Below are 24,493 nucleotides of genomic sequence, written 5' to 3' on the forward strand. Positions count from 1 at the left end.
TATGAAAACGGAACAACTGCAAACAGAACAAAAACGGATTCACTTCGACGGAGTCATGCAAAAACTCGGCCCGTTTCTTGGTTTATTTATTCTCGTTATCATTGTATCTATTTTAAATCCCAGCTTTCTTGAACCGCTGAATATTTTAAACCTGCTTCGCCAGGTCGCCATTAACGGATTAATCGCGTTCGGGATGACCTTTGTCATTTTGACAGGCGGCATTGATCTTTCTGTCGGCGCTATTCTTGCCCTGTCCAGTGCTTTAGTTGCGGGGATGATTGTGTCCGGTGTCGATCCGGTTCTCGCGATCATCCTTGGCTGTATCATTGGTGCCGTACTAGGCATGATCAACGGATTATTGATTACTAAAGGAAAAATGGCGCCCTTTATCGCCACGCTTGCGACCATGACTGTGTTTCGCGGACTGACGCTAGTGTATACAGATGGAAATCCGATTACTGGACTTGGCACAAACTTCGCTTTTCAGATGTTCGGACGCGGTTACTTTTTAGGCATTCCTGTACCGGCGATTACGATGGTTCTTGCCTTTGTCATCCTTTGGGTGCTTCTTCATAAAACACCATTTGGACGCCGGACGTACGCAATCGGCGGCAACGAGAAAGCCGCGCTCATTTCAGGCATCAAAGTGACGCGCGTGAAAGTGATGATCTATTCTTTAGCCGGGCTTTTATCCGCTCTTGCAGGTGCCATATTGACTTCCCGCCTGCATTCGGCCCAGCCGACTGCGGGGGAATCGTACGAACTTGATGCTATCGCGGCAGTCGTCTTAGGCGGAACAAGTCTTTCTGGCGGCCGAGGACGCATTGTCGGCACGTTAATCGGGGTGCTGATCATCGGCACACTTAATAACGGACTTAATCTGCTTGGCGTCTCATCATTTTATCAGCTGGTTGTCAAAGGGATTGTTATCTTGATTGCGGTATTATTAGACCGCAAGAAGTCAGCTTAGGAGGGTTTTCACATGAAAAAGGCTGTATCCGTCATTTTAACGTTATCATTATTTTTGTTAACCGCCTGTTCGCTTGAGCCTCCCCAATGGGCAAAGCCGTCAAACTCGGGGAACAAAAAGGAATTCACCATTGGCTTGTCCGTCTCAACGCTTAATAATCCTTTTTTTGTCTCATTAAAAAAGGGTATCGAAAAAGAAGCTAAAAAACGGGGAATGAAAGTCATCATTGTTGATGCACAAAATGATTCATCGAAACAGACGAGTGACGTGGAAGATTTAATTCAGCAGGGTGTTGATGCATTATTAATTAACCCGACTGATTCTTCGGCGATCTCAACGGCAGTAGAATCTGCAAACGCAGTCGGTGTGCCCGTCGTAACAATCGATCGATCTGCCGAACAAGGAAAAGTTGAAACCCTCGTTGCTTCCGATAATGTAAAAGGCGGTGAAATGGCCGCGGCGTTTATTGCCGACAAACTTGGAAAAGGAGCAAAGGTGGCAGAGCTTGAAGGCGTCCCCGGCGCATCTGCCACACGGGAACGCGGCTCAGGATTCCATAACATCGCAGACCAAAAGCTCCATGTTGTCACAAAACAATCAGCTGACTTTGACCGCACGAAAGGCCTGACTGTCATGGAAAACCTGCTGCAGGGACATCCTGATATCCAAGCTGTTTTTGCTCACAACGATGAAATGGCGCTCGGTGCTCTCGAGGCAATTAACAGCTCGGGAAAAGACATATTGGTGATCGGCTTTGACGGCAATAAAGACGCGCTCGCTTCCATTAAAGATGGAAAGCTGTCGGCCACCGTCGCTCAGCAGCCTGAGTTAATCGGTAAACTGGCTACAGAAGCAGCAGATGATATTTTGCACGGAAAAAAAGTGAAAAAAACAATATCCGCGCCTCTTAAACTAGAAACACAAAAATAATTGTCACGGGATCAGATTTTTATCTGATCCTTTTTCATGTTTAGGAACCTGCGATAACGTGAATAGGGATATAGAATGAATTATTTCTCTTACGTGAGGAGAGGAACGGCATGAACAAACCAACAAAAATATTTTCAACATTAGCACTTGCGGCTGGAATGACTGCGGCTACTGCAGGGGGCGCTGGAACGATCCATGCCCAACAGCCAGAAACAACGGTAAGCATTGATGATTTATACAGTTATCCGATTGATTCTTATTTGGTATCAGCAGAGGCTCTAAATGTCAGAACGAAGGCTTCCGCATCAAGCCATAAAGCCGATACACCACTGCACTTAGGAGATAGCCTAAAGCTGATTTCCTTCTCAAATGCTGACTGGGCAAAGGTTCAGTATAAAAACGGAAAGATAGGATTTGTATCCACTCATTACATTGTAAAAGCAGCGACAACGGTAAAAACCAAAACAAAAACAAAAGTATATACATCCGCTGATGGAAAGAGCATTAAGACTCTTCCAGCAGACACAAGCGTTTCTTTTTTAGGCTGGAGTAAAACGAATAAAGGCGGTTTTGATTTTGATTGGGTATTCGTTGATTACGGCGGTGCGACAGGTTATATGAAAACAAAGGATTTACACATGACAAAATAACTGAGAGGGATTCCGTATTTATGCGGAATCCCTTTTATTATGAATGGATTTGTCACATTCCCAAGATATTTCTCAGGAAATATTGTCGTATGCTGTGTCGAAACCTTACATGATCATCGACATTTTTGTTCACGCTAAAAAGCGGAGGTGTAAATATGGATCAATTTGAAGCAGCATATGAATCGTATAAAGCCCGGCAAACAACTGTCGATCAAGAAAATGTTCCATCTGGAAAAGAAGAAATTATTGCGGTTAGAAGAAATGAGGAAGACAATATTATCGCAGTGAAAACCAATACAGGAAGAGAGCTCGACTACCCTACCGCGCTGTCAGAAGCAAAAGCAGGAAAACTCGCTCATGTTGATGTCTTCCATAAATACGGGCGTGACATTTTGCGAAGTGAACCGGACGGCATTAAGGAAAATAACCTGTCTGAGCTGCCGGATTTTTAAGCAAATACAGCCCTGCCGTATGTTCGACAGGGCTGTATTTTAAACAAAAGGCTGCTGGATGTATTCGGCTAACCGTTTTGCACTGAGAGAAATATCCTCTGCAGCTGCATAATTCACGCCATAGAACACATATGGAGGCAGATACTTCATGCCGATCAGATTACTTGTAGCCTGAAATGGTTTCAATAGCTCACTGATCGAGTAATGATTTGCTCCGCCCGCTTGATATTTTTCCGCTTCGCTCCCTGTTGATACAGCCAGCATCAGCTCCTTGCCATGCAAGGCATTTCCTTCTGAACCAAAAGCCCAGCCGTAAGTCAGCACAAGATCCTGCCATTTTTTCAAGAGCGGCGGAGAGCTGTACCAATATAGCGGGAATTGAAAGACAATCCGATCGTATTCCTCGCACAGCTGCTGTTCCTTCGCAACATCTATTTCTTCATCCGGGTATTCCTTATAAAGATCCCGTACTGTGATATTGTCATGTTTACTCAATTCATCAGCCCACGCCTTATTAACAACTGAGGTCTCCATATGAGGATGCACTGCCAAAACCAATATTTTCATCAGACCACACCTTTACTGTTTTGATGTTATTTTATCTAAAATCAGGAAAAGAGCCAAATAAAAAGAAAGCCCTGCTAAAAGGGGCTTTCTTTTTTTCTTTTATTCAGGGCTTCCTTCAGTTGTTTCGATATCTTTCGCAAAATCAGGGTTATCCAGATTCGCATTAAAGAAATCCGCTGTGTTCGGAAGTCTGAGATTCATGTTCATTTTTTGAGAAATCGTAACCGTGCAATCCTCAAGCACATAGTCAAAAACGTGTCCGCCTGAATTGCGTCCTTCGTCAATGAAGTGCAGGTGATAGCCAGAAACGGCGATTCCGTTTGCATAAGCTGGTGTCAAGAAACCTACGATCGTTCCTCTCACGTTGTCGAAGTTGAAAATTGGCTGTGTTTTGACCGCTTCAACCATTGGCACGTAAGGTTTTTCTTGAAGTTCTACCGTTCTTGTCTGCACCTTTTTAAACAATCCGTCAATACGAATTGCATAAAATAAGTTTCTGCTTGGCAGCAAGCTGTTGATCTCTTTTTCAAAGTCTTCGCGTGTCATTTTCGCATCAATTTTGTGCGTCATGTCCGGTGTAAAGAACGTAAATGAACAGAACGGAGAACGATCCCCGTTTTGGACTGGTGTCGCAGTTCCGTCTGAACGGAGACGGTAAAATTCGCCGTCAAACCCAATCAGCTCTCCGTCAAGCTTGTTAAAGGTTCCGATACCGAAGTCTCCATATTTCGGAATCTCTGACAGTTCAAAATCCCCGTCATATACTCCGTCTAATAGAGAAGTCATTGTTGATACTTGATAAATCTGGCTCACAGGCTGATCTTTTTGACCGCGGCTGAGCACTTGAATGTTGCTTTCTCGTTTCATATTCCCTTCACTCCTTTTATTTAGTGCTGTTCATAAAACAGTGTCGTGATGCGCAGAGTGCTAGAGAGCTTTCGTTTTCATGAGTTCTCCGAATTCTTTCGGAAGCTTGTCACTTGCTAAATTAATGTTATCACTGTAGTCAACCGGGACATCAATGATGACAGGACCTTCAGCGTTCATGCCTTGACGCAGAACATCTGCCAGCTGGTCTGGTGATTCTACGCGCAAGCCAGTTGCTCCGAAGCTTTCCGCATATTTCACGATATCGATATTTCCGAAATCGACCGCAGATGTACGGTTATATTTTTTCAATTGCTGGAATGCAACCATGTCATATGTGCTGTCGTTCCATACAATGTGTACAATTGGTGCTTTTAGTCGAACCGCTGTCTCTAATTCCATTGCTGAGAATAAGAAACCGCCGTCACCAGAGACAGAAACCACTTTTTCTCCCGGTTTCACCAATGAAGCGCCGATTGCCCAAGGAAGCGCAACGCCGAGTGTTTGCATACCGTTACTGATCATTAATGTTAACGGCTCGTAGCTGCGGAAATAACGTGACATCCAAATGGCGTGCGAACCGATATCGCAAGTTACTGTAACATGATCATCGACTACATTACGCAACTCTTTAACGATTTCAAGAGGGTGCGCTCTGTCTGATTTCCAATCTGCAGGCACCTGCTCACCTTCATGCATATATTGTTTTAAATCAGAAAGGATTTTCTGCTCACGCTCTGCAAATTCCACTTTTACAGCATCGTGTTCGATATGATTGATCGTGGACGGAATGTCACCGATCAATTCAAGATCAGGCTGGTAAGCATGATCAATGTCAGCGATAATTTCGTCTAAATGGATAATTGTCCGGGCTCCATTGACATTCCAGAATTTCGGATCATATTCAATTGGGTCATAGCCGATCGTCAGAACGACATCCGCCTGCTCAAGCAGCAAATCGCCAGGCTGGTTGCGGAACAAACCGATACGGCCAAAATACTGATCCTCTAAATCTCTCGAAAGGGTACCGGCAGCTTGATATGTTTCAACAAATGGAAGCTGAACCTTTTTCAAAAGCTTGCGAACCGCTTTAATTGCTTCCGGTCTTCCGCCTTTCATGCCGACCAAAACGACAGGAAGTTTTGCTGTTTGGATCTTTGCAATGGCCGCACTGATTGCATCATCTGCTGCAGGACCGAGTTTTGGCGCTGCAACAGCACGCACGTTTTTCGTATTTGTGACTTCATTCACAACATCTTGCGGAAAGCTCACAAAAGCGGCCCCAGCCTGCCCTGCTGACGCTATCCTAAATGCATTTGTAACAGCTTCCGGTATATTTTTTACATCTTGAACTTCTACACTGTATTTTGTAATCGGCTGGAATAGCGCCGCATTATCCAAAGATTGATGTGTCCGTTTTAAACGATCTGCACGGATCACGTTTCCAGCAAGCGCAACGACAGGGTCTCCTTCAGTGTTCGCTGTCAACAGGCCTGTTGCCAAGTTAGAGGCACCCGGTCCTGATGTGACTAACACGACTCCCGGTTTTCCAGTTAAACGGCCGACTGCTTGGGCCATGAATGCTGCGTTTTGTTCGTGCCGGGCAACGATAATTTCAGGTCCTTTATCTTGTAAAGCGTCAAATACCGCATCAATTTTTGCACCTGGAATGCCAAATACATGTGTGACACCTTGCTCCACTAAGCAATCAACAACAAGCTCCGCCCCTCTGTTTTTCACAAGGGATTTTTGTTCTTTTGTTGCTTTTGTCAACACCCTCACTCCTTATTATGCATTTTAAACGTAAAATTTTAAATATCTTGTGATAAGTTTCACTATACACTCTTTGGAAATTGACCTCCAATATCGATTCGCCTTATGATTAATATGTAATACGAATTATTAACCTATGGAAAGGAATGCATATTGAATGGAGCTTCGCCATCTTCAATACTTTATCGCAGTAGCCGAAGAGCTTCATTTCGGAAAGGCTGCCCGGCGGCTGAACATGACGCAGCCTCCTCTCAGCCAGCAGATCAAACAGCTGGAGGAAGAAGTCGGAGTTACGCTTCTGAAAAGGACAAAACGATTTGTCGAGCTTACCGCAGCAGGAGAAATCTTTTTAAATCATTGCCGGATGGCATTGATGCAAATCGGACAAGGAATTGAACTGGCACAGCGGACGGCCCGCGGCGAGCAAGGCCTTCTCGTAATCGGTTTTGTCGGATCAGCTACATATGAATTTCTGCCGCCGATTGTCCGGGAATATCGTAAAAAATTCCCATCTGTGAAAATAGAACTGCGTGAAATATCCTCGTCTAGGCAGCAGGAGGAGCTACTAAAGGGCAACATTGATATTGGTATACTTCATCCTCCCTTACAGCATACAGCTTTACATATCGAAACCGCCCAAAGCAGCCCTTGTGTTTTAGCTTTGCCTAAGCAACACCCATTGACTTCTAAGGAATCAATTACGATTGAGGATTTAAGAGATGAACCAATTATTACTGTTGCTAAAGAAGCATGGCCTACTCTATACATGGATTTTATTCAGTTCTGTGAACAAGCGGGCTTCAGACCCAACATTGTCCAGGAAGCCACAGAATATCAAATGGTGATTGGTTTAGTCAGTGCCGGAATTGGTATGACATTTGTTCCTTCCTCAGCCAAAAAATTATTTAATTTGGATGTTACTTATCGAAAAATGGACCAAATACAGCTTAATGCAGAATGGGTTATTGCTTACCGCAAAGACAATCATAATCCGCTTATAAAGCATTTTATTCATATTTCAAATTGTCAGCAGACAAGAACTAAAGAGAGTGATGCAGGTACATGAACGATACTTGCAATCTCTTTTTTCTTTTGGGTTTCTTATGGAAATTTTATTAATTTAATATAATCGCTTAGTACAACTTTATATCAGTATACGTATACATACAGTACAAATAGTTGGCAAGGACATTAGTAAGCGCAGGACATTAGTTTGATTTTAAAAATGAAAGATAGAGAGGTGAAGTAAATTATTGAGTTCACCGGCATATTCACATTGCTCGCTTTTTTCGTAACAATGATTTTTATTTTCTGGAGACCAAAAGGACTAAATGAAGCTATCCCCGCCACATTTGGCGCTTTAATGGTTTTATTGTGCGGAAGTGTGTCATTGGCAGACTTAGGGGAAATCGGAACAAAAGTCACGGGTGCATCGGTTACAATCCTTGCCACTATGATTATGGCCATTGCACTAGAAAGCTTTGGTTTCTTTTATTGGGTGGCTGCAAAACTGCTCCAACAATCCAAGGGTTCAGGCATCAAGCTTTTTTGGCTAACCAATTTGCTCTGCTTTCTCATGACCATTTTCCTGAATAATGATGGGAGCATTTTGATCACAACTCCAATCCTTTTGCTTGTACTAAAATATTTAGGTTTAAAAAAACATCAAAAAGCCCCATATTTATTAAGCGGTGTTTTAATAGCCACAGCCTCTAGCGCACCGATTGGCGTAAGTAATATTGTTAATTTAATTTCTCTCAAAATAATTGGAATGGATCTATATCTTCACACTGCCATGATGTTTGTCCCTAGTATGATGGGACTCATTTTTATGACTTGTCTACTGTTTATGTTCTTTTATAAACGTCTTCCCAAGAACCTGCCAGATATACCGAGCCATTTTCAGTCTCTGCGGCATAGAAGGTACCATCCTCTTCATTCGCCATCAGCTCCTTTACCAGAACAAAATCAAACAAAAATCATGTTGTTTGTGCTTGCATTTGTTTTTCTCGTCAGAATGAGTCTATTTGCAGCATCATATACCGGTATTTCTGTTCCTCTAGTCGCTGTCATCGGATCTTTTATCCTGTTGAGCTGGAGATGGATTTATTTCAAAACCTCCCCAAGAGACTTGTTATATAAATCGCCTTGGCACATTTTTATATTCGCTTTTACTATGTATGTCTTAATTTATGGTCTGCATAATATTGGATTCACTGAGTTACTTGTGAATTATTTTGAACCCGTGGTTTCTGGAAGCCTCGCCCATGCAACTTTCGCATCAGGTATCTCTACTTCTGTTTTTTCTAATCTCTTTAACAATCATCCAGCGTTAATGATCAGTACTTTTACCTTAACTGAAATGACCCTGAATCCTTCAACAACAAAAATCATCTACTTGGCAAATATTATCGGCAGTGATATCGGTTCATTATTATTACCTATGGGAACCTTAGCAACGCTTATTTGGATGCATATATTAAAACAGCATGATGAAAGCATTTCATGGGGCGAATATATAAAAACGACCATTATCATCATTCCGCTGACTGTTCTTTTTACGTTAACATGTTTATATTTTTGGATCAGTTGGTTATTTCTTTAGCACAGTATGAAACGAAAAACTGCCTTCTGCTATTCAAGAGGGCAGTTTTGCATACACTAGGGAAGATGCATTGTCTTTAGATGATTTAACTTCCAAATGATTGGCTCTCCATTTGCGTTAATAAGCTCAATGATATTATTAGAGACATCCTTTAATAGACCAACTTTTTCTGGCACCTCTCCCATATCAAATATGACCAATTCACCAATATTTTTTTTGATCTGCTCCTCAAAATTACGCACAAGAGGAACTTTGGAAGGCACGACAGGCAATTGTGAGTTGTCAAGAGTGTACGGTGTTTGTTCAGTTGAATAAGGGGTAAACCATTTTAAATGATGCATAGATATAAAAAGGATTTTAAATACGGGTGAGAAAAATACAATATAATCGTTTAAAACATTTGTAACATACCCATGGATCGATCGACCCCCAGTTACATAAACTTCAATAAACTGGCCTTTGACCTTGTTTAATGTATTTCTATATGAAAAAGCTTGAGTTTCTGCCTCTATCATTGGATCTTCCGGATTGATCAAAAATGGCTTCTCAGTACTGGTCATTATTTTCGCCTTGTTCATTTGATGAAGATGCAACAAGGGAATATAAAGATAATTGCAGCCATCAAAAATAACAAAAATATCCTGTCCGATATCTATAAGGGTGCCGACAAACCTTGTATCTCCTGAAATGACAACCTCAACATCTGTGTTAAGGAATTGATTCAAACCTTTCACGATTCTCCTCCTTTAACTGAAAAAGGGCATCACTTAATCTGATGCTCCTCCATTATCTATTAATATTTACGTTTCCAGTGATAGTCTATCGTTCTGACAATCGTTTCATAGCTATAATCTTCCTTTTGTTTTCCTGAACTTTTTAAGGAACTTGAATAGCCTGATGATCTTGATGATTGATAATCTGAAGATCTTGGTGATCGTTTAGATGATTTTGATGAACTCTTTGAACCTGATGAGCTGTATGATTTTGATGATTGATAATCTGATGATCTTGGCGATCGTTTAGATGATTTTGATGAACTCTTTGAACCTGATGAGCTGTATGATTTTGATGATTGATGATCTGAAGATTTTGATGATCGTTTAGATGATTTTGATGAACTCTTTGAACCTGATGAGCTGTATGATTTTGATGACTGATAATCTGAAGATTTTAGTGATCGTTTGGATGATTTTGATGAACTTGATGAGCTATATGGCTTTGAAGAAATTAACGAACTGCTGTACACTTCTTCTTTTTGATCTGTATCATCGCTGTCTTCCTGATTTTGATGCTCATTCTTTTCATCCTCTTTTTTGTACGACCCTTTTGGGCCTAAGCTGATGCTTTTTATGTGAAAAGGATAGATGCGAAGCACCTCTTGATTTTTCACTATAGTATAATGGCCGTCGGCATTATCTACAAGGATACCCTCAATGGCTTCCGGACCTCCACGATTAATTGAAACCCATTTATGAGTCAGACTCTTAAAAACCTCGCTTAAATAATCAGCTTCCAAGACACCTGATGGCGTCTGTCCTTCTATTTTCAAATCGGGCTCATGTTTACTTATACTCTTGATGTGATGGATATTAAAATACACTACCCCATCCTCATTTGTGTTTAACGCAGCGTAATCATCTCCCAGCCAGACCAATCTTCCTTTTTTAGATTCCGGACCCCCTTGATTAAATTGAACTGATTGGTTCATTAATTGTCCGATTAAGCTATGAAAATCGTCAGCGTCGGGCATTTCCTCAGTCTCAATTGTTGTAGTGCTATTATTGGTATCCTCAGTAATACTTTTCACATGATCCAACTGATAATAAATTATTTTTTTTTCAGCTTGTAAAGCAATATAATCTGATTTTACAGCAGTTAATTTTCCTTTTTTAGATTCCGGACCTCCACGATATACAGTAACAATTTTATCTTTCATTGAATGCAAAAAGTTATAATAAGATATTTCATCATTTGAATGATACTTCATTCTCCTCTTGCTCATTCAAGTTCCTCCTAGTCACTTATACATAGATGATAAACATATTGCATATATACGTGTCACGTTTATTTGTTGAACTAATTCAATAGCCTAATTGTCGCTTTTTCAGCAGAATACCTATTTTCACACATTCATAAAATACTTAAATTATTTTTGAGGTATTGTGAACGGTTTTTAATATATTCACAAATCACATCCGGCTCACGGTCAAAACGCTCAACATCATTCTTTTTATATGGGTCCATCAGGATAAAAGGCCTAATCCGCTCATACATCGCCATTATTTTCGGTTCCATATATTCTATCGTAAAAAGAGATTGAAGCGTTTTTTCTAACAGCCGCTTGTATGACTTGCGAAAATCGGATTCATCCAATATCCGGGCGGTTAGTGTATTAAATCCTTGAATTCTTACATAATCGGCAGCCATCCGCTCTCCATGGATATCCCTGCCCCAGGTCGCATCATAATCCCAAGGAATCACCTCAAATAATCCGGTTTCCCCGCTTCTGTATAATGCGTAGTTGTGCACAAACCCGTCATAGTTCGAGGTGAATACAATACCGGCAAGCCAGCGCAAATACTTATCGACATCCACGTGTTTTGTCACTTCTGACTTAAACTGAGCTTTAGGGACAGTATTAATTTTAAAAATCATATCCTGTAAATAAAAATCATCTTCCACAGTCCCTGTCTTCTTTTCATATCCAAGCTCCAGCGACGTCTTCGTTTCCTTTTCCAAATCGCTCATCAGAGAAAAGTTAGCATCATCATCCACCGCGTAAAAAATCGCGCCATCAGCCAGCTTCCTTTTCGCTAAATAATATTCATCAACGGATTCAAGTTCAAGATAAACCCCTTCATTCTTCCCATTCACCTTTACAAACACAAACTCTGCTTTTGGTGACAGTGTCCCTAGCTCCGAGAAAAAATCCAGAGACAATTTGTTTCTCATCAAGGAAGGGTCTTTGTACTCCGCATTTAAGTGAATCTCTCGCGCGCCGCGGAATGTTTTCGGCTGATAAAAGGAAATATGGTATGACTTCTTTTTGAAGTCTCTGATATGTGATCCCCGATAAGCGATATCAATATCCAGCCTTTTTTGATTTACCTTCATCACAGCTGGCACCGGATCATCGTCCCATATATCCTTTTTTAATTCACGCAAATCTTTTGGATGAACAAACAGCTGATAAAGCGGTAAATTGGATTGATTCTTCATCCATAATCCTCCTTACAAATTTTAGGCTTTTATTTTTATAAGATCTCAGCGGAACACTTATACACTTTTTAAAACCGCGCGTACTATGAGGGTAGTAAGGATCTTCATCCTTAACATCATTTTTAAAAGGAGGATTTCAAATTGGGCCACTATTCCCATTCTGACATCAAAGAAGCGGTGAAATCCGCAAAAAAAGAAGGTTTAAAGGATTATTTATACCAAGAGCCTCATGGAAAAAAACGCAGTCATAAAAAGTCGCACCGCACTCACAAAAAATCTCGCAGCCACAAAAAATCATTCTGTTCTCACAAAAGATCTCGCAGCCACAAAAAATCATTCTGTTCTCACAAAAAATCTCGCAGCCACAAAAAATCATACTGCTCTCACAAGAAATCTCGCAGCCACAAAAAATCGTACCGTTCTCACAAAAAATCTCGCAGCTATAAAAAATCTCGCAGCTATAAAAAATCTTGCCGTTCTTACAAAAAATCTCGCAGCTACAAAAAGTCATACTGTTCTCACAAGAAAAAATCTCGCAGCTATAAGAAGTCATGCCGCACACACAAAAAATCTTATCGTTCCCATAAGAAGTACTACAAAAAACCGCACCACCACTGCGACGACTACAAAAAACACGATGATTATGACAGCAAAAAAGAATACTGGAAAGACGGCAATTGCTGGGTAGTCAAAAAGAAATACAAATAATCTAAATTTTCATTGTTTCAATAGGCTGCCGGCGGAGGTACGGAAGCCTATTTTTTTATTTGCCCTGTATTAGATATATGTCATGACATAACATATGCAACCCGCATCATTTGGTTTCCTTTAAACCATTTCGTTATAATCAAGGTATCCTAACGATAAAGGCGGTTGTTGCTATGTACATATTTCAAGCTGATCAGCTTAGTGCCAAAGACACATACAAGCTATTGTCAGGTACCGTTATTCCCCGTCCCATTGCATTTGTGACAACACTTTCTTCAGGAGGAGCGGTCAATGCCGCGCCTTTCAGTTTTTATAACGTCGTCAGCTCAGATCCTCCGCTTCTCAGCATTTCTGTTAACAGGACGGAAGGACGCCAAAAAGATACAGCGCGAAACGCAGTGGAGAACGGAGAATTTGTTGTTCATGTCAGTGATGAAGCCATCATTGAAGATATCAATGAAACAGCTGCAAGCTTAAGGCCGGATGAAAGCGAGCTTACACGCACCTCGCTTCATCCTGTTGAAAGCAAAGCTGTTTCAGTTCCCGGCATTAAGGAAGCCCGCGTTCGCTTTGAGTGCAAATTAGAGCGGCATATTACCTTTGACAATGATCAAGGCGTCACTACAGCAGATCTGCTCATCGGAAGAGTTGTCTGCTTCCACCTAGATGAAAAGGTGTATGATGCAGAAAAGGGATATATTTTAACGGATGAATTAAAGCCTGCCTCACGATTGGCGGGAAATCACTATGCCAAGCTCGGGGAAGAATTCACACTGATTCGTCCCAGCTGAAGAGAAGGACTATTTAAATAGAAGAAACTAGTCAAAAAGACCTTATGATTACAAAATATCGCCTGTAAAAAACTGAAAAAATATCAAAAAAAAGAACACCCAGAGTAAGCTCGGGGTGTTCTTTTATGAAACGTTTTTCCTTTTTCTTCGTATAAAGGTAGATTAGGAGGAATTGGAATGACAAACTTTTGGATTTTAATGCTGATCGCTATTACCATCAGTCTCGTCTCTCAATTTTTTATAAAGAAAAAATACGGTATTGATAAATCCGGCTGGCGATATAAGCATGTCAGCAATACACACAAATGGATCGAAATCACTTTACTTATTTTGTTTGTGTTTTCACTCTCCTTTTTTCCAGTTGAATATTTGCTTCTTTTATTTTTTATTGTGATTGACTCAATACGAATTTTTATGGAGTGGCATTATAGACCTGATGATAAACAGTATATGTACCACATTGTAGAGGTCTCCCTTATGTTTGCGCTTTTGATTTATATTTGTATCCTATAGTTATTTAAATCCCCACAGCCGCTCCGTCCCCCCGAGGATCGGCTCCGCCTTGGAGAAAGCCTTCTTCATCAACTTTGATTGCAGCCGCGTGTCCCATCAGCGGATCATAGTCACCGACAACCTCCACGAGATGTCCGCTGTCTTTCAGTTTTTGGATTGTTTTGTCTGTGAATCTGCCCTCAACTCTGAGACCTTCGTATTCTTCTCCCCACGTTCTGCCCCATACCCAGCGCGGTTCGCTGATTGCCTGCTGTGGATGCATTCCGTAGTCCAGCATTCGGGTAATGATGGCCGTCTGGGTCTGCGGCTGGCCTTCGCCGCCTTGTGTACCGTACAGAATTTTCGGCTTTCCGCCTTTACAGACCATAGCCGGCATCAGCGTATGGAAGGTACGCTTTCTCGGTTCAAGCATGTTGACATGATTTTCATCCAGTGAGAAAAATGATCCGCGGTTTTGCAGTAATATGCCTGTATCACCGGCAGTGACTGCCGATCCAAATTCAAAGTACAGGCTTTGGATGAATGACACTGCGTTGCCATCCGCATCGATTACGGCCGCATATGCCGTATCACTTCCCACCGGCCTGCTTTCTGCCGGTACTGCGAGATAGCCGATTTCTTCTGCCAATTGTTTTGCATAACGTTTGTCCAAAAGCCTTTCAAGCGGAATGTCTGCAAACGCCGGATCAGTCAGGACGGCATCCCGATCTAGAAAACTCTTTTTCAATGCCTCCACAAGCACATGATAATACTCAAATGAACCGTGTTCGATTTGGGTGAAATCATAGTTTTCCAAAATGTTCAGTGTTAATAAACCGGTAAATCCCTGAGAATTCGGCGGCGCCTGATACACACTGTATCCTCGATAATCACTTGATACAGGCGCTGCCCACTCACCCCGATGCGCTTTAAAATCATCGATTGTCATGTAACTGCCGTTATTCTGTAAATGTGAGACAATCCGCTGAGCGAGATCTCCTTCATAAAATGCGCTTCTTCCTTTTTTAGCAATCAAGTTCAGACTGTCTGCAAGCTCTTTTTGCACAAACCGCTCTCCCGGGACAGGTGCTTTGCCCCTTCTCGTGAAGATGTCAGCCGTGTAAGGCGTGGAGGCCAGCAATTCAATATTCTTTTCTGTGTGACGACACTGATCAGCTGATACAGGAAACCCATTTTGGGCATAATCGCGTGCGGGCTCCAATACATCTGCAAGAGACAGACGCCCGTACTCCTTCAGGACCGCATCCCAGCTATCAACCATTCCCGGCACGGTAATGGCACTGTCAATTCCCCGCAGCGGAATCGCGCTTTTTCCCTTATATACATCTCTCGTTACGTTTTTTCCTGAACGGCCGCTGCCATTGTAGACTTTTACTGCCTTTGTTTCCTGGTGAAAAGTCAGCCAAAAGGAATCCCCGCCAAGTCCGGTCATATGCGGGTACACAACCGCAAGACAAGCACTCACCGCAACAGCGGCGTCAAACGCGTTGCCTCCCTTATCCAGTATGCGGTTTCCGGCTTGAGAAGCGAGGTAATGCGGACTGACGACCATTTGCTTTGTACCGATGACAGATTTGTTCATCACAAGTCCCCTTTTTTAAGAAATTTTCTTCAGTATAGGGAGCCTGATTTTTCACATCTACTGATCCGGCAGAAAAACTGACGAACTTTCTTCCTTTCGCAAATAATAAGATGTTTTGACATTCATTTCGAAAACAAATGAAAAATTATAATTTCGAAACGTAATTTTTATGGTAAAATGATGTCTAAAAGGCTACGAAAGCAGGTGGAGCAATTGAGTCATGAATATCAAATCCCCAACCTTGTACTTGATGAGACTGATAAACAAATTCTCACGATTTTGCATGAAGAAGGCAGAATTTCTTATACGGATCTTGGCAAAAGAGTCGATTTGTCACGGGTCGCCGTCCAGGCCCGTATCAACCAATTAATTGAAGCCGGTGTTATTGAAAAATTCACCGCTGTCATCAATCCCGCTAAAATCGGCATTCATGTTTCCGTGTTTTTCAATGTCGAGGTAGAACCGCAATTTTTAGAAGACGTCGCTCTTAAGCTTGAGGAAGAGCCTGCGGTCACCAGCCTTTATCACATGACAGGCCCGAGCAAGCTGCATATGCATGGGATCTTTGCCAACGATCAAGAAATGGAAGAATTTTTAACAAAACGGCTGTATCCATTGCGAGGCGTCGTCAGTGTTGATTGCCAGATGCTGATCAAACGATACAAAAGCCGTATGGGAATGAAGCTGTAAAGGAGAGAAACGAATGAAAAACCATCCTTATCGGGATATGACGGCCGCAATGGTTCGCACCGGCATATTAGGGTTCGGCGGCGGACCTTCCGTGATTCCGCTGATCCGCCATGAAGCGGTCAATAAGTATAAATGGATTGACGATGATGAATTCGGAGAAATATTAGCAATCGCTAATGCGCTTCCCGGACCGATTGCCACCAAAATGGCTGCTTATCTGGGCTTTAAGCTAAAAGGCACATTAGGTGCAATTGTGGCGACCCTCGCCCACATTCTGCCTACATGTCTTGCGATGGTGGGCTTGTTTGCGGCTGTAAATGTGTTAAGCCATTCAGCAATTGTTGCAGGCATGATTGGTGCCGTCACGCCGGTAATTGCGGTAATGCTCGGAATCATGGCGTACGAGTTTGGCCAAAAAGCGCTAAAAGGTTTCGGCTGGGTCACCGGCATCCTGTTTTTTATCATCGCTTTTATCGGCCTGCAAACTTTACAGATTAATCCCGGCCTTGTCATTATCATTTTCTTAGCGTACGGGGCGTTTCATTTTAAACTGAAAGACAAAATCACAAATAAACATTCAAAAGATAAAGGAATGTCAGCCTCATGATATCGATCTATTTATTTATGGCGTTTTTTATCGCAAACCTACTGGGATATGGCGGCGGACCTGCGTCTATTCCGCTAATGTTTGAAGAAGTCGTAAACAGATACAGCTGGCTCTCAAACGATCAATTCTCAAATATGCTAGCACTTGCGAACGCTTTGCCGGGCCCGATCGCCACGAAAATCGCTGCGTATGTCGGCTACAGCGCAGGCGGGTGGCCCGGCTTCCTAATTGCCCTGATCGCAACCGTCGTACCGTCGGCGCTCGCATTGATCGTCCTGCTGCGCATCATCCAGCGCTTCCGCCAATCACCTGTCATCAAAGGCATGACGCTGTCCGTCCAGCCTGTCATCGCGGTCATGATGCTCATTCTTACCTGGCAAATCGGCGCAGACGGCATCAAAGCGATTGGCTGGGTCCAATCGATCGTGATTGCGGGAATTTCGCTCCTTGTCATGACAAAATTCAAAATACATCCGGCATTTTTGATTATCGCGGCGTTTTTATATGGGGGCCTTGTGATCCCTCATTTATAGAAAAAAGCACCTGGACAGGTGCTTTTTTATTTTGGTCCAGAAATGTCGTTTGATATATGGTTCCTCTCATTCACAGATTGTCCTGTATATAGGAATCATTAAAAAAACTTGCAGATTCCGGCCTGCAAGTTTTACACGTGATTTTTCTGATAAAACGTTCGCAAAACATGTGTTTCAAGGTCAGCCAGGCGGACAGGAATCGGCAGTCTGCTTTCTTGATTAAGCAGGCTCAACGTAATTTGATAACTGCTTTCTAAATCAATGTTATTTCCGCAAGACAAGAAAATAGGCTTCACATCCCGCCGCGTTCGCAGCGCCCGTCCATATACCTCGCCGTCAATGATAATATCAGTGTATGCACCTATTTCATTTTCAGGCGTCACGAAATCGCAGCCTTTGATTTTGAGATAGGTTTTCGCTATCCCAATCGTCGGCTTATTGAGAAAAAAAGCCGCATGGGTGGCAACGCCCATATGGTTGTAATGCAGATATCCGTTGCCATCAAACAAGAAGACATCCGGCTCCGTCTCCAGCTTTTTCGCCGCCTCGATGATCAAAGGCAGCTCGCGAAACGCAAGAAAACCCGAAACATACGGCACGCTGATTCTCCCCATGCTGTGCACTTTTTCAATGACTTCTTTTGTATCAGCATCAATCACGATAATACTGCACACCCCGTACGGTTCTCCATCCTGCTCCCAATAGGCCAGGTCGACGCCTGCGCAGGTGTTGATGGAGTTGGGATGGATCGTGTGGGATAGGTTGATTTTATGGATAAGGGATTGTTGTGTTTTTACAAATTCTTCTCTGTTTAGGTTGAAAGAATGTATTTGTTTAACATGCATCTAAAATCAATCCTACCTCCTGTTAACTAGTGTCTGTTTTTCTTTGTATTCATTTTCACTTTGAAAATTGTTTGAAAACTTACAACTCCAGGTTCTACAAACTTTATTAATAGTTTTAATTAAATGTTTAACTACATTTCATTATTCGTAACTTTGTTTAATATAAATTCTATATTTTTAACTATTTCAATATGGCTATTTGTCTGAAATTCATACATGGGTTGATCCCAATCCTCATTTTGCATCATAACTAGTTGATAAAATCCATTAGCATCCGCATCTGGATACCAACCTAAATCAAGTAAGTAATTTTTACGAGAGTATGTTAATTGCATTAAATCTTGTGAAAAAAACAACCATTTTTCATCGTCTGGTGCTAGTTTTTTCGGATCAATTTCTCTAAAACTGTTTTGATTTATGGTCCATCCTTTTGGAATCCTTAAGGGTTGTAAACTTATTTCTGGCATTTTTTTTATCTTTCTCATAAAAGCCTCCTATTACTTATCAATACCAAGTTGTTTTAAATACTTATCTAATCGACTTCCAGCAATCGGATGACCATGATATTCACCACCAGAAAACTCCGCTCTAATCCAGCTTGTTGGTGTACCTAGATCATAACCGACTGTTTTTCCTGCATCATAAATGAAATAATAGTTGTTATTTCCATTATCAATAATATGACCTTTTAGAAGTGCCTCTTTTTCTAAAGCTTTATTATTCACATCTGGTAAGTACTGAGCAGCTTTTTTACCTGTCATACTAAAACGTTTTGCTTCTTCAGGTGTTTTAGCCTTAACATGTTTATGGCCATGCGGAGTAAACGAAGCATTATTAAGCATCGTTCTAAATTCTTTACGACCATAATATCCATCGTGCGCTACTTTATCGTGATTTTCAGAAATGTTAGGACTATGAGAACTTCCCTTACGACCGCCATCACTAACCATCTTCACAATCCCAAGATCCTTAACAGCCGTCTTTTCCACATGTACACGGACTGTTGGGATTCCGAATGTGAAGCCATCCGGAGTTACAGGGCGTTCTGCGTACACGCGGACGTTTGTTGGGACTTTGAATTGTTTTACTTTTTCTAATGTCTTGTTAGCTGTTTGAACTTTTGAATGGGTTGCAAGCGGGATGCCTTTATCAATATGTTTCGCCAGTGCACCGGCTCCAACCAAACTCAGCACAGCTTCCAGCGCCCCTTGCTTCCGCTTCTCCTCAGACACTTTGTTTCCAAACATATCCCGTCCCGTGACGGCTTCTGAGAATCCGTTTGACGCAACAAGGCCGTATGCGCCCATTTCTGTCATTTTGAGAATGTCTAAGGATTTGCCTGTTTTGTAGGCGTCTAATGCGTGTTCAGCAGCGATAGCTGCTTTTCCGGTTTTGTAGATGGCTTTTCCGCCTTTGAAGGCCCGGCCTGCCCAGCCGACGACTGGTATAAATCCGGCTGCCATGGTGCCGACTGTGACGCGTTCAAAGCCTATACTTATTTACGCTATATAAAACAGTGGACAACAAACTAATAAAAAAACCTTGAAAGGCTTCAGTGCCAATCAAGGTAGAAAATCAAACCAACTCGAAGCGTTTATTTGTTTTTAATAATGCCTTAAGATTTTTTAACAATACTATTAATTCCTTCAAATATAATATCTCTCATAACTTCATTATTACTGTTATAATTTCTTTCATTTCTAATTTTATTAAAAACCTGCTTTATAACCCCATCAATCATTATTGTTAATCCTTCTATATCTTCTTCACTACCCTCCTTTTTAAAACTTTCATTTATTATTACCAAGCTATCATCTTTTGACATTTTATTTTCTCCTTTACTCTCTTTCTTTCTCATTAAAAACTTTGTCTATATAATTTACATCATCAAAAATCCAGTATCTATCCTCTTCAGGAATATAACTAGTAAAGTCTTCCCGAACCCCTGTCCAATTATTAGGAACATAATTTTCAAAAGGTAATAACTCAGGATACAGCGAAAGAAGCATTTTTTGATTAAAGTCTATATATAATGATGGCCTTAATTCTAGAATAGTACTTTCATAATCCTGATGTTCAACTAACTTCTTTAATTCTGAAGACGGGATAATATAGTCAGTATATTCTTTTAAATAAAGACGATAATTATCTTCATTTACAACTGAAATGTTATTTCTTAGAGAAAGAGCAAAGTCCATATCAAAACTAAACCCGTTTTTTTCATAGGCTTCTTTATATTTTATGATATCTAGTATCCAAACATCTCTTTCTGTTAGATACCATGAGAATTGAGAAGAAGTCTTTACCCCGACTATTATATTTTGGGCATACTCCGGTTTTAATAACAACGAAAACACCACTTTCTCATTCTATTTTTTTGGCTGAATGCCCATATTCCTCTAACCACTCTATCCATGGTTCCGCCGGAAGTTCATAACTAACTCCCGGTGTCGTAGGATCAACAAGCTTTGGAGCAGTTCTCCCCTGGTTACGAGGGTTTTTAGTATATCCATACTGATCAATTACTGTCTCCTTGATTAAATCATCAACCTCTTTAGGTACCTTAAATTCTACAATTTCTCCGCCTGGTCTTGCTACATCTCGATAATATTTAGCGTGTTCTAAATTGTAAGCACTTATGTTTAAATCAGCATTTTTAATAGGAATAGCAATGCTTCCATCACTATTTACTTTAATTCTATACTGACTTGTTTTATTTCCCGCTCCTCCTCCTTGAACTCTGTAATAACTTACTGATTGTTCGACAGGATCGACAGCTTTTTTACTTGATTGTAACTTATCATTATTTACTTTCTTCGTATATAATTGTTTCTTCTCTGGCTTTAAGTCAAATGTATGGCCAGTCGAAGTAACAATCTGTTCTTTATTTATATGACCACTTTGCTTAATTTTAGAAAAAGAATAACTCTTATCAAGATTTCTTCCCATCGATAGCGTATTGTCAACCGACTTCGCCAATGCACCAGCACCAACCAAACTCAATGCCGCTTCCAGCGCACCCGTTTTCCGCTTTTCCTCAGACACTTTGTTTCCAAACATATCCCGTCCCGTGACGGCTTCTGAGAATCCGTTTGACGCAACAAGGCCGTATGCGCCCATTTCTGTCATTTTGAGAATGTCTAAGGATTTGCCTGTTTTGTAGGCGTCTAATGCGTGTTCAGCAGCGATAGCTGCTTTTCCGGTTTTGTAGATGGCTTTTCCGCCTTTGAAGGCCCGGCCTGCCCAGCCGACGACTGGTATAAATCCGGCTGCGGCCATAGCTCCTGCTGTCACACGTTCTGCGGTGGAGAGTTTTTCTCCGGTAACCGGATCAACGCCTTCGGTTGCTCTTTTATAATCATAATAGCCAGTGACTTCTCCAGTAAAGTTGCAAACTCCATCCCATGTTTTTTCGTACCACGGTTTGTTTGCTTCTTCCTCGGCTTTTTCCTGGAGCCGTCTTGCTTCTGCTTGCTGGGTTTTTGCATCGATATAGGTTGTTCCTTGATTTTCTACTTCAATGACGCTTTTGTAGACTTCATTGCTGTGGAAGGCTTTTTTGTCATAGTACATAGGAGAAGCGCTCTTCCCGTTGCTGGTGGCCTGCATGAGAACGGAATATTTGGTGAGCACTGCGTTGTCCAGAGATTCTAAATTTTGATATTCAGTGGTCAGGGATTCATCAAGTTTATCGACAGCTGTGATCGTGTCACGTCTGATTTTTTGGGCATCGCCCATCTTATCTGCATAGTCATCAAGCGTGTACATGTCGAGATCAATAATATCGCTGATGCCTGACAAAATAGAATCGATTTCTTCTTTATGAGCGGAGACAATCTCTGAGGCTTTCAGGTCTCCATTGGGCAGCTCATGATCCAAAAAAGAAGTTTCCACATATGAATCATTCAGTTCTTGATCTTTAATATCTCCTGAAATGCCATTTAAAAACGCAATTTGAGCAGAGACAAGCGTCAGCCAGCTGTCTACGATTTCCGCCTGCCCCTGAAAAAAATCTTTAATATTGTCCGCGCCTTTTCCTTTAAAATTGTCGCCTAAATCTGCAACTCCCTGAAACGCTTTTTTCAGCGTATTCAGCTGCTCTTCAAGCGTCTCATATTGCTTTTTTCTGCTTTTCGCTTCTTCGATTAAAGATTTTGATTCAAATACTTTACTCATCGCACTGCCCTTTCTGTTCTATTTTACCGCGATCGCCTCGTCCTGCTCTTTGAGTGAATCTACATTATCCTTTGTATCCTCGATATTTTTCTGTACCGCTTTTTTATAATCTCCGAGCATGGTTTTGATGTTCTCCTCACGCTCATGATATTTTTTCGTATAATCGAGGCTGTTTTTTCCGTTGGATCCTGCGGCGCCAATTGATACGTCAGCAAGCGCATCTTTGACAGACTCTAATGTTTTGATGACTGTATCGTACTTCAGCTTAATTTCTGACATAAAAAAGATCACCACCATTTTAGTTTACTAATTTGTCTTCCTGCTTCTTCTACGAAATCTTCTCCCTTTTCAAGAAGATTTGCTGCACCATTTGCTATAACCAATTCTGCTGCATAATTAGCTTTTTTTAACTCAAGACTAAAAATTTCTCCACTAATCGAAGACATATACTCGTTATATTTATCATTCACAATCTTAGATGCTTCCGATTTCGCCTCTTCTCTTCCCTTGTCGAAATCATCGGCTTTTGTTCCCGTCCAATGCTTGCCCAATTCTGGTTTTACAATTTCTTTGATTTCAGTGATTGCCTCTTCTTGCAGCGTGTCTATGTCCTTTTTTGCTTTTTTCAGCTTTTCGATCTTGTCTTCCACGTCGGAAATTTTTCCGTTGAGCGAACTTTTGATATCCGCTAGCATACTTTCATAACCCATCTGAATCACCTCTTAATACTCAAAAAGTCGTATGGAGGGGCTGATGAAGATAGACTTTTCCATACTTTATTTCCATATATTATATTTTAAAATAGCCAGAAGGCGGCTTAAATAGGGTAAATGGCTTAATTTAGGCATATAACGCTCTTGAAATGTAGGTATTTGATCTTGTTTTTGTTCGTTATACAGCTAATAAAAGCGTTTTATAAAATGAAATCACCTAATGTCATAGTTATAAAGGCACTTGAAAGAGGCAGATGCTGTTGATCTGCCTCTGTTCATGTTTATGTTCTTCATCAGTTCGGCCACGTCTGATTTTGTCATTTGGCTTATATTATTTCCGTTGCTGATCCTATTGGCATCAGGTGTGACCCTTTGGATCAAAAGCTTGTATTAGCTGCAGTCCCAGTTGTACAGAACGTTTGAAAAGTCTTTTTTCCTTAGATCGTCAGGTGTGATGAAAAAATTGGCGATGCCGACGTCTCCCCACATTGAATCGATATCATCGTCTGAATCAATTTGTAAAAGCATGATGGTGTGTTCTTTATATGCGTATTCCCGCGGATCATGCTGGGTAAAAGCAAGCGTATCCGCCGATTTTATGGCCAAATCCGTTTTCAGCCAGTTCATTATAAATGTCTTCTTCATCCTCGCCGAACTGACCAAAGAACTCCATTGTTTCCATGCCCGTAAACTGCTCAAATTGAAAATCTGTAGGCAGCACCCATTCCGAAGATTTCACAGGCTCGACTGCCGCTTCTGATAAAATCGGAAAATCACATTCGCCTGTGCCGATAAATGAAAAATCAGAAACAAGCTCGTCATCGTTTTCTATGATATTTTCAAAATAGATCACTCTGAAATTCTTTTGTTCACATCGATCGTCAAAATTCAATCCATAGACGTCATCATGAACAGAAATGTAGAACTGCAGGATACCTGAAGAAGGGTAGCCGTCAAGCTGGGGAATGTGTGAGAAATTAATCTGTGCCAGAAGCTTCATCGGCTGTCCATTTTCATCAGTCGGGTATGTTTCATGCTTGGGGAAATAGGGATCACCGGCAATTTTGCTGTCATATCGTCCTGCTTTCCCTTTTCTCACATTCAGTTTCACGTATTCTTTCGCTGATTTCTCCAGCAATTCGCGGTACGGTCTCATTTTTTCAGGCAAATGATTCATCAGATTCTCTCCTTTTCCGGCATCTCCAATTATTTTTGGAAGGTTTTATTTTCTGGTTTTCTTCTAATGTTTTTCAAACGAATGTTTAAAGAAGCCCTACTTCTGCATAATTTTCCAAACAATAG

General features: G+C 41.3%; 27 protein-coding genes and 2 pseudogenes. 12 read left to right on the forward strand and 17 right to left on the reverse strand.

Annotation, left to right across the window (positions count from 1 at the left end; genetic code table 11):
* Nucleotide 1 precedes the first annotated feature (1 nt).
* From rbsC to NYE49_RS18440, 4 genes are all read left to right on the forward strand, one after another.
* Nucleotides 2-970, forward strand: a complete 969-nt coding sequence (gene rbsC, locus NYE49_RS18425) for a ribose ABC transporter permease RbsC (RefSeq protein ID WP_015483786.1) — start codon at nt 2-4, stop codon at nt 968-970.
* Between the two features lie 12 nt (nt 971-982).
* Nucleotides 983-1,900: a ribose ABC transporter substrate-binding protein RbsB gene (gene rbsB, locus NYE49_RS18430; protein WP_047183298.1), complete on the forward strand. Its 918-nt coding sequence runs from the start codon at nt 983-985 to the stop codon at nt 1,898-1,900.
* Nucleotides 1,901-2,010: 110 nt separating this feature from the next.
* Nucleotides 2,011-2,550, forward strand: a complete 540-nt coding sequence (locus NYE49_RS18435; RefSeq protein WP_047183299.1) for an SH3 domain-containing protein — start codon at nt 2,011-2,013, stop codon at nt 2,548-2,550.
* 155 nt (nt 2,551-2,705) lie between these two features.
* A complete protein-coding gene (locus NYE49_RS18440; RefSeq protein ID WP_015384831.1) occupies nt 2,706-3,002 on the forward strand; it encodes a DUF3892 domain-containing protein in 297 nt (98 codons plus the stop codon).
* Between the two features lie 39 nt (nt 3,003-3,041).
* Here the strand turns inward: NYE49_RS18440 and NYE49_RS18445 are convergent, their stop codons facing one another.
* From NYE49_RS18445 to alsS, 3 genes are all read right to left on the reverse strand, one after another.
* Nucleotides 3,042-3,569 (reverse strand): NAD(P)H-dependent oxidoreductase, encoded by a 528-nt coding sequence (locus NYE49_RS18445; protein ID WP_015384832.1) that lies wholly within the window; start codon nt 3,567-3,569, stop codon nt 3,042-3,044.
* Between the two features lie 99 nt (nt 3,570-3,668).
* On the reverse strand, nt 3,669-4,436 hold the full coding sequence (gene budA / locus NYE49_RS18450) for an acetolactate decarboxylase (protein WP_015384833.1): 768 nt from the start codon (nt 4,434-4,436) through the stop codon (nt 3,669-3,671).
* A gap of 60 nt (nt 4,437-4,496) precedes the next feature.
* A complete protein-coding gene (gene alsS, locus NYE49_RS18455) occupies nt 4,497-6,209 on the reverse strand; it encodes an acetolactate synthase AlsS (RefSeq protein WP_047183300.1) in 1,713 nt (570 codons plus the stop codon).
* A 157-nt stretch (nt 6,210-6,366) separates the two neighbouring features.
* Between alsS and alsR the strand changes: the two genes are divergently transcribed.
* Together alsR and NYE49_RS18465 are read left to right on the forward strand one after the other, a co-directional pair.
* Nucleotides 6,367-7,275, forward strand: a complete 909-nt coding sequence (alsR, locus tag NYE49_RS18460) for an acetoin biosynthesis transcriptional regulator AlsR (RefSeq protein ID WP_003227859.1) — start codon at nt 6,367-6,369, stop codon at nt 7,273-7,275.
* 210 nt (nt 7,276-7,485) lie between these two features.
* Complete coding sequence (locus NYE49_RS18465; RefSeq protein ID WP_080344233.1) at nt 7,486-8,814, forward strand: arsenic transporter; 1,329 nt, start codon at nt 7,486-7,488, stop codon at nt 8,812-8,814.
* Nucleotides 8,815-8,870: 56 nt separating this feature from the next.
* Here NYE49_RS18465 and NYE49_RS18470 read toward each other — a convergent pair whose 3' ends face one another.
* The 3 genes from NYE49_RS18470 to cotH form a co-directional block, all read right to left on the reverse strand.
* On the reverse strand, nt 8,871-9,548 hold the full coding sequence (locus tag NYE49_RS18470; protein ID WP_047183301.1) for a DUF2642 domain-containing protein: 678 nt from the start codon (nt 9,546-9,548) through the stop codon (nt 8,871-8,873).
* Between the two features lie 59 nt (nt 9,549-9,607).
* Nucleotides 9,608-10,816 carry a spore coat protein CotH gene (locus NYE49_RS18475; RefSeq protein WP_192852043.1) on the reverse strand — a complete coding sequence of 403 codons (1,209 nt, stop codon included), beginning with the start codon at nt 10,814-10,816 and terminating at the stop codon, nt 9,608-9,610.
* Between the two features lie 128 nt (nt 10,817-10,944).
* Nucleotides 10,945-12,033, reverse strand: coding sequence for a spore coat protein CotH (gene cotH / locus NYE49_RS18480; protein WP_047183303.1), 1,089 nt, complete (start codon nt 12,031-12,033; stop codon nt 10,945-10,947).
* A 141-nt stretch (nt 12,034-12,174) separates the two neighbouring features.
* On the opposite strand from cotH, the gene cotG reads away from it, so the two are divergent.
* The 3 genes from cotG to NYE49_RS18495 all read left to right on the forward strand — a co-directional run bounded on the left by cotG (nt 12,175) and on the right by NYE49_RS18495 (nt 14,045).
* On the forward strand, nt 12,175-12,741 hold the full coding sequence (gene cotG, locus NYE49_RS18485; protein ID WP_080344234.1) for a spore coat protein CotG: 567 nt from the start codon (nt 12,175-12,177) through the stop codon (nt 12,739-12,741).
* A 173-nt stretch (nt 12,742-12,914) separates the two neighbouring features.
* Nucleotides 12,915-13,532: a flavin reductase family protein gene (locus NYE49_RS18490; protein ID WP_015714833.1), complete on the forward strand. Its 618-nt coding sequence runs from the start codon at nt 12,915-12,917 to the stop codon at nt 13,530-13,532.
* 177 nt (nt 13,533-13,709) lie between these two features.
* A complete protein-coding gene (locus NYE49_RS18495; RefSeq protein WP_047183305.1) occupies nt 13,710-14,045 on the forward strand; it encodes a DUF4181 domain-containing protein in 336 nt (111 codons plus the stop codon).
* A gap of 4 nt (nt 14,046-14,049) precedes the next feature.
* Here NYE49_RS18495 and ggt read toward each other — a convergent pair whose 3' ends face one another.
* Complete coding sequence (gene ggt, locus NYE49_RS18500; RefSeq protein WP_047183306.1) at nt 14,050-15,627, reverse strand: gamma-glutamyltransferase; 1,578 nt, start codon at nt 15,625-15,627, stop codon at nt 14,050-14,052.
* A gap of 213 nt (nt 15,628-15,840) precedes the next feature.
* Between ggt and chrS the strand changes: the two genes are divergently transcribed.
* From chrS to chrA, 3 genes are read left to right on the forward strand one after another with little or no spacing between them, the layout of a single operon-like run.
* Nucleotides 15,841-16,317, forward strand: coding sequence for a chromate efflux transcriptional regulator ChrS (chrS, locus tag NYE49_RS18505; RefSeq protein WP_047183307.1), 477 nt, complete (start codon nt 15,841-15,843; stop codon nt 16,315-16,317).
* A gap of 13 nt (nt 16,318-16,330) precedes the next feature.
* The gene (gene chrB, locus NYE49_RS18510) at nt 16,331-16,924 is read left to right on the forward strand and encodes a chromate efflux transporter subunit ChrB (protein WP_047183308.1); all 594 of its coding nucleotides are present in this window, start codon (nt 16,331-16,333) and stop codon (nt 16,922-16,924) included.
* A complete protein-coding gene (gene chrA, locus NYE49_RS18515) occupies nt 16,921-17,457 on the forward strand; it encodes a chromate resistance efflux protein ChrA (protein WP_047183309.1) in 537 nt (178 codons plus the stop codon). The genes chrB and chrA overlap by 4 nt, the downstream gene beginning before the upstream one ends.
* 131 nt (nt 17,458-17,588) lie before the next feature.
* Here the strand turns inward: chrA and NYE49_RS18520 are convergent, their stop codons facing one another.
* From NYE49_RS18520 to NYE49_RS18565, 10 genes and pseudogenes are all read right to left on the reverse strand, one after another.
* Nucleotides 17,589-18,302: an endonuclease V gene (locus NYE49_RS18520; protein ID WP_047183310.1), complete on the reverse strand. Its 714-nt coding sequence runs from the start codon at nt 18,300-18,302 to the stop codon at nt 17,589-17,591.
* 131 nt (nt 18,303-18,433) lie between these two features.
* Nucleotides 18,434-18,787, reverse strand: coding sequence for a hypothetical protein (locus NYE49_RS18525; RefSeq protein WP_015483790.1), 354 nt, complete (start codon nt 18,785-18,787; stop codon nt 18,434-18,436).
* A 12-nt stretch (nt 18,788-18,799) separates the two neighbouring features.
* A pseudogene (locus NYE49_RS18530) lies at nt 18,800-19,786 on the reverse strand (T7SS effector LXG polymorphic toxin); the annotation flags it as partial.
* A gap of 131 nt (nt 19,787-19,917) precedes the next feature.
* Nucleotides 19,918-20,127: a hypothetical protein gene (locus NYE49_RS18535; protein ID WP_021480772.1), complete on the reverse strand. Its 210-nt coding sequence runs from the start codon at nt 20,125-20,127 to the stop codon at nt 19,918-19,920.
* Nucleotides 20,128-20,140: 13 nt separating this feature from the next.
* Complete coding sequence (locus NYE49_RS18540; RefSeq protein WP_046340273.1) at nt 20,141-20,659, reverse strand: hypothetical protein; 519 nt, start codon at nt 20,657-20,659, stop codon at nt 20,141-20,143.
* Between the two features lie 7 nt (nt 20,660-20,666).
* Nucleotides 20,667-22,478 (reverse strand): T7SS effector LXG polymorphic toxin, encoded by a 1,812-nt coding sequence (locus tag NYE49_RS18545; RefSeq protein WP_047183311.1) that lies wholly within the window; start codon nt 22,476-22,478, stop codon nt 20,667-20,669.
* Nucleotides 22,479-22,496: 18 nt separating this feature from the next.
* A complete protein-coding gene (locus NYE49_RS18550) occupies nt 22,497-22,757 on the reverse strand; it encodes a YwqI/YxiC family protein (RefSeq protein WP_010332154.1) in 261 nt (86 codons plus the stop codon).
* Nucleotides 22,758-22,765: 8 nt separating this feature from the next.
* The gene (locus tag NYE49_RS18555; RefSeq protein WP_047183312.1) at nt 22,766-23,188 is read right to left on the reverse strand and encodes a DUF5082 family protein; all 423 of its coding nucleotides are present in this window, start codon (nt 23,186-23,188) and stop codon (nt 22,766-22,768) included.
* Between the two features lie 216 nt (nt 23,189-23,404).
* Complete coding sequence (locus NYE49_RS18560; protein ID WP_128747261.1) at nt 23,405-23,512, reverse strand: hypothetical protein; 108 nt, start codon at nt 23,510-23,512, stop codon at nt 23,405-23,407.
* A gap of 69 nt (nt 23,513-23,581) precedes the next feature.
* Nucleotides 23,582-24,368, reverse strand: a pseudogene (locus NYE49_RS18565) (YwqG family protein).
* Nucleotides 24,369-24,493: the final 125 nt, after the last annotated feature.

Source organism: Bacillus sp. FSL L8-0358 (genome assembly GCF_038593095.1).
Taxonomy (GTDB): Bacteria; Bacillota; Bacilli; order Bacillales; family Bacillaceae; genus Bacillus; species Bacillus subtilis.

Bases quoted from the DNA above. Each gene is read 5' to 3' on its own strand.
- NYE49_RS18440 (WP_015384831.1), top strand. From the start codon at position 2,706: ATGGATCAATTTGAAGCAGCATATGAATCGTATAAAGCCCGGCAAACA.
- NYE49_RS18525 (WP_015483790.1), bottom strand. From the start codon at position 18,787: ATGAGAAAGATAAAAAAAATGCCAGAAATAAGTTTACAACCCTTAAGG.
- NYE49_RS18475 (WP_192852043.1), bottom strand. From the start codon at position 10,816: ATGAGCAAGAGGAGAATGAAGTATCATTCAAATGATGAAATATCTTAT.
- NYE49_RS18445 (WP_015384832.1), bottom strand. From the start codon at position 3,569: ATGAAAATATTGGTTTTGGCAGTGCATCCTCATATGGAGACCTCAGTT.
- NYE49_RS18435 (WP_047183299.1), top strand. From the start codon at position 2,011: ATGAACAAACCAACAAAAATATTTTCAACATTAGCACTTGCGGCTGGA.
- NYE49_RS18545 (WP_047183311.1), bottom strand. From the start codon at position 22,478: ATGAGTAAAGTATTTGAATCAAAATCTTTAATCGAAGAAGCGAAAAGC.
- NYE49_RS18555 (WP_047183312.1), bottom strand. From the start codon at position 23,188: ATGGGTTATGAAAGTATGCTAGCGGATATCAAAAGTTCGCTCAACGGA.
- alsR (WP_003227859.1), top strand. From the start codon at position 6,367: ATGGAGCTTCGCCATCTTCAATACTTTATCGCAGTAGCCGAAGAGCTT.
- NYE49_RS18490 (WP_015714833.1), top strand. From the start codon at position 12,915: ATGTACATATTTCAAGCTGATCAGCTTAGTGCCAAAGACACATACAAG.
- budA (WP_015384833.1), bottom strand. From the start codon at position 4,436: ATGAAACGAGAAAGCAACATTCAAGTGCTCAGCCGCGGTCAAAAAGAT.
- rbsC (WP_015483786.1), top strand. From the start codon at position 2: ATGAAAACGGAACAACTGCAAACAGAACAAAAACGGATTCACTTCGAC.
- NYE49_RS18495 (WP_047183305.1), top strand. From the start codon at position 13,710: ATGACAAACTTTTGGATTTTAATGCTGATCGCTATTACCATCAGTCTC.
- NYE49_RS18550 (WP_010332154.1), bottom strand. From the start codon at position 22,757: ATGTCAGAAATTAAGCTGAAGTACGATACAGTCATCAAAACATTAGAG.
- NYE49_RS18560 (WP_128747261.1), bottom strand. From the start codon at position 23,512: ATGACAAAATCAGACGTGGCCGAACTGATGAAGAACATAAACATGAAC.
- ggt (WP_047183306.1), bottom strand. From the start codon at position 15,627: ATGAACAAATCTGTCATCGGTACAAAGCAAATGGTCGTCAGTCCGCAT.
- chrA (WP_047183309.1), top strand. From the start codon at position 16,921: ATGATATCGATCTATTTATTTATGGCGTTTTTTATCGCAAACCTACTG.
- NYE49_RS18520 (WP_047183310.1), bottom strand. From the start codon at position 18,302: ATGCATGTTAAACAAATACATTCTTTCAACCTAAACAGAGAAGAATTT.
- NYE49_RS18535 (WP_021480772.1), bottom strand. From the start codon at position 20,127: ATGTCAAAAGATGATAGCTTGGTAATAATAAATGAAAGTTTTAAAAAG.
- cotH (WP_047183303.1), bottom strand. From the start codon at position 12,033: ATGAAGAATCAATCCAATTTACCGCTTTATCAGCTGTTTGTTCATCCA.
- rbsB (WP_047183298.1), top strand. From the start codon at position 983: ATGAAAAAGGCTGTATCCGTCATTTTAACGTTATCATTATTTTTGTTA.
- chrB (WP_047183308.1), top strand. From the start codon at position 16,331: ATGAAAAACCATCCTTATCGGGATATGACGGCCGCAATGGTTCGCACC.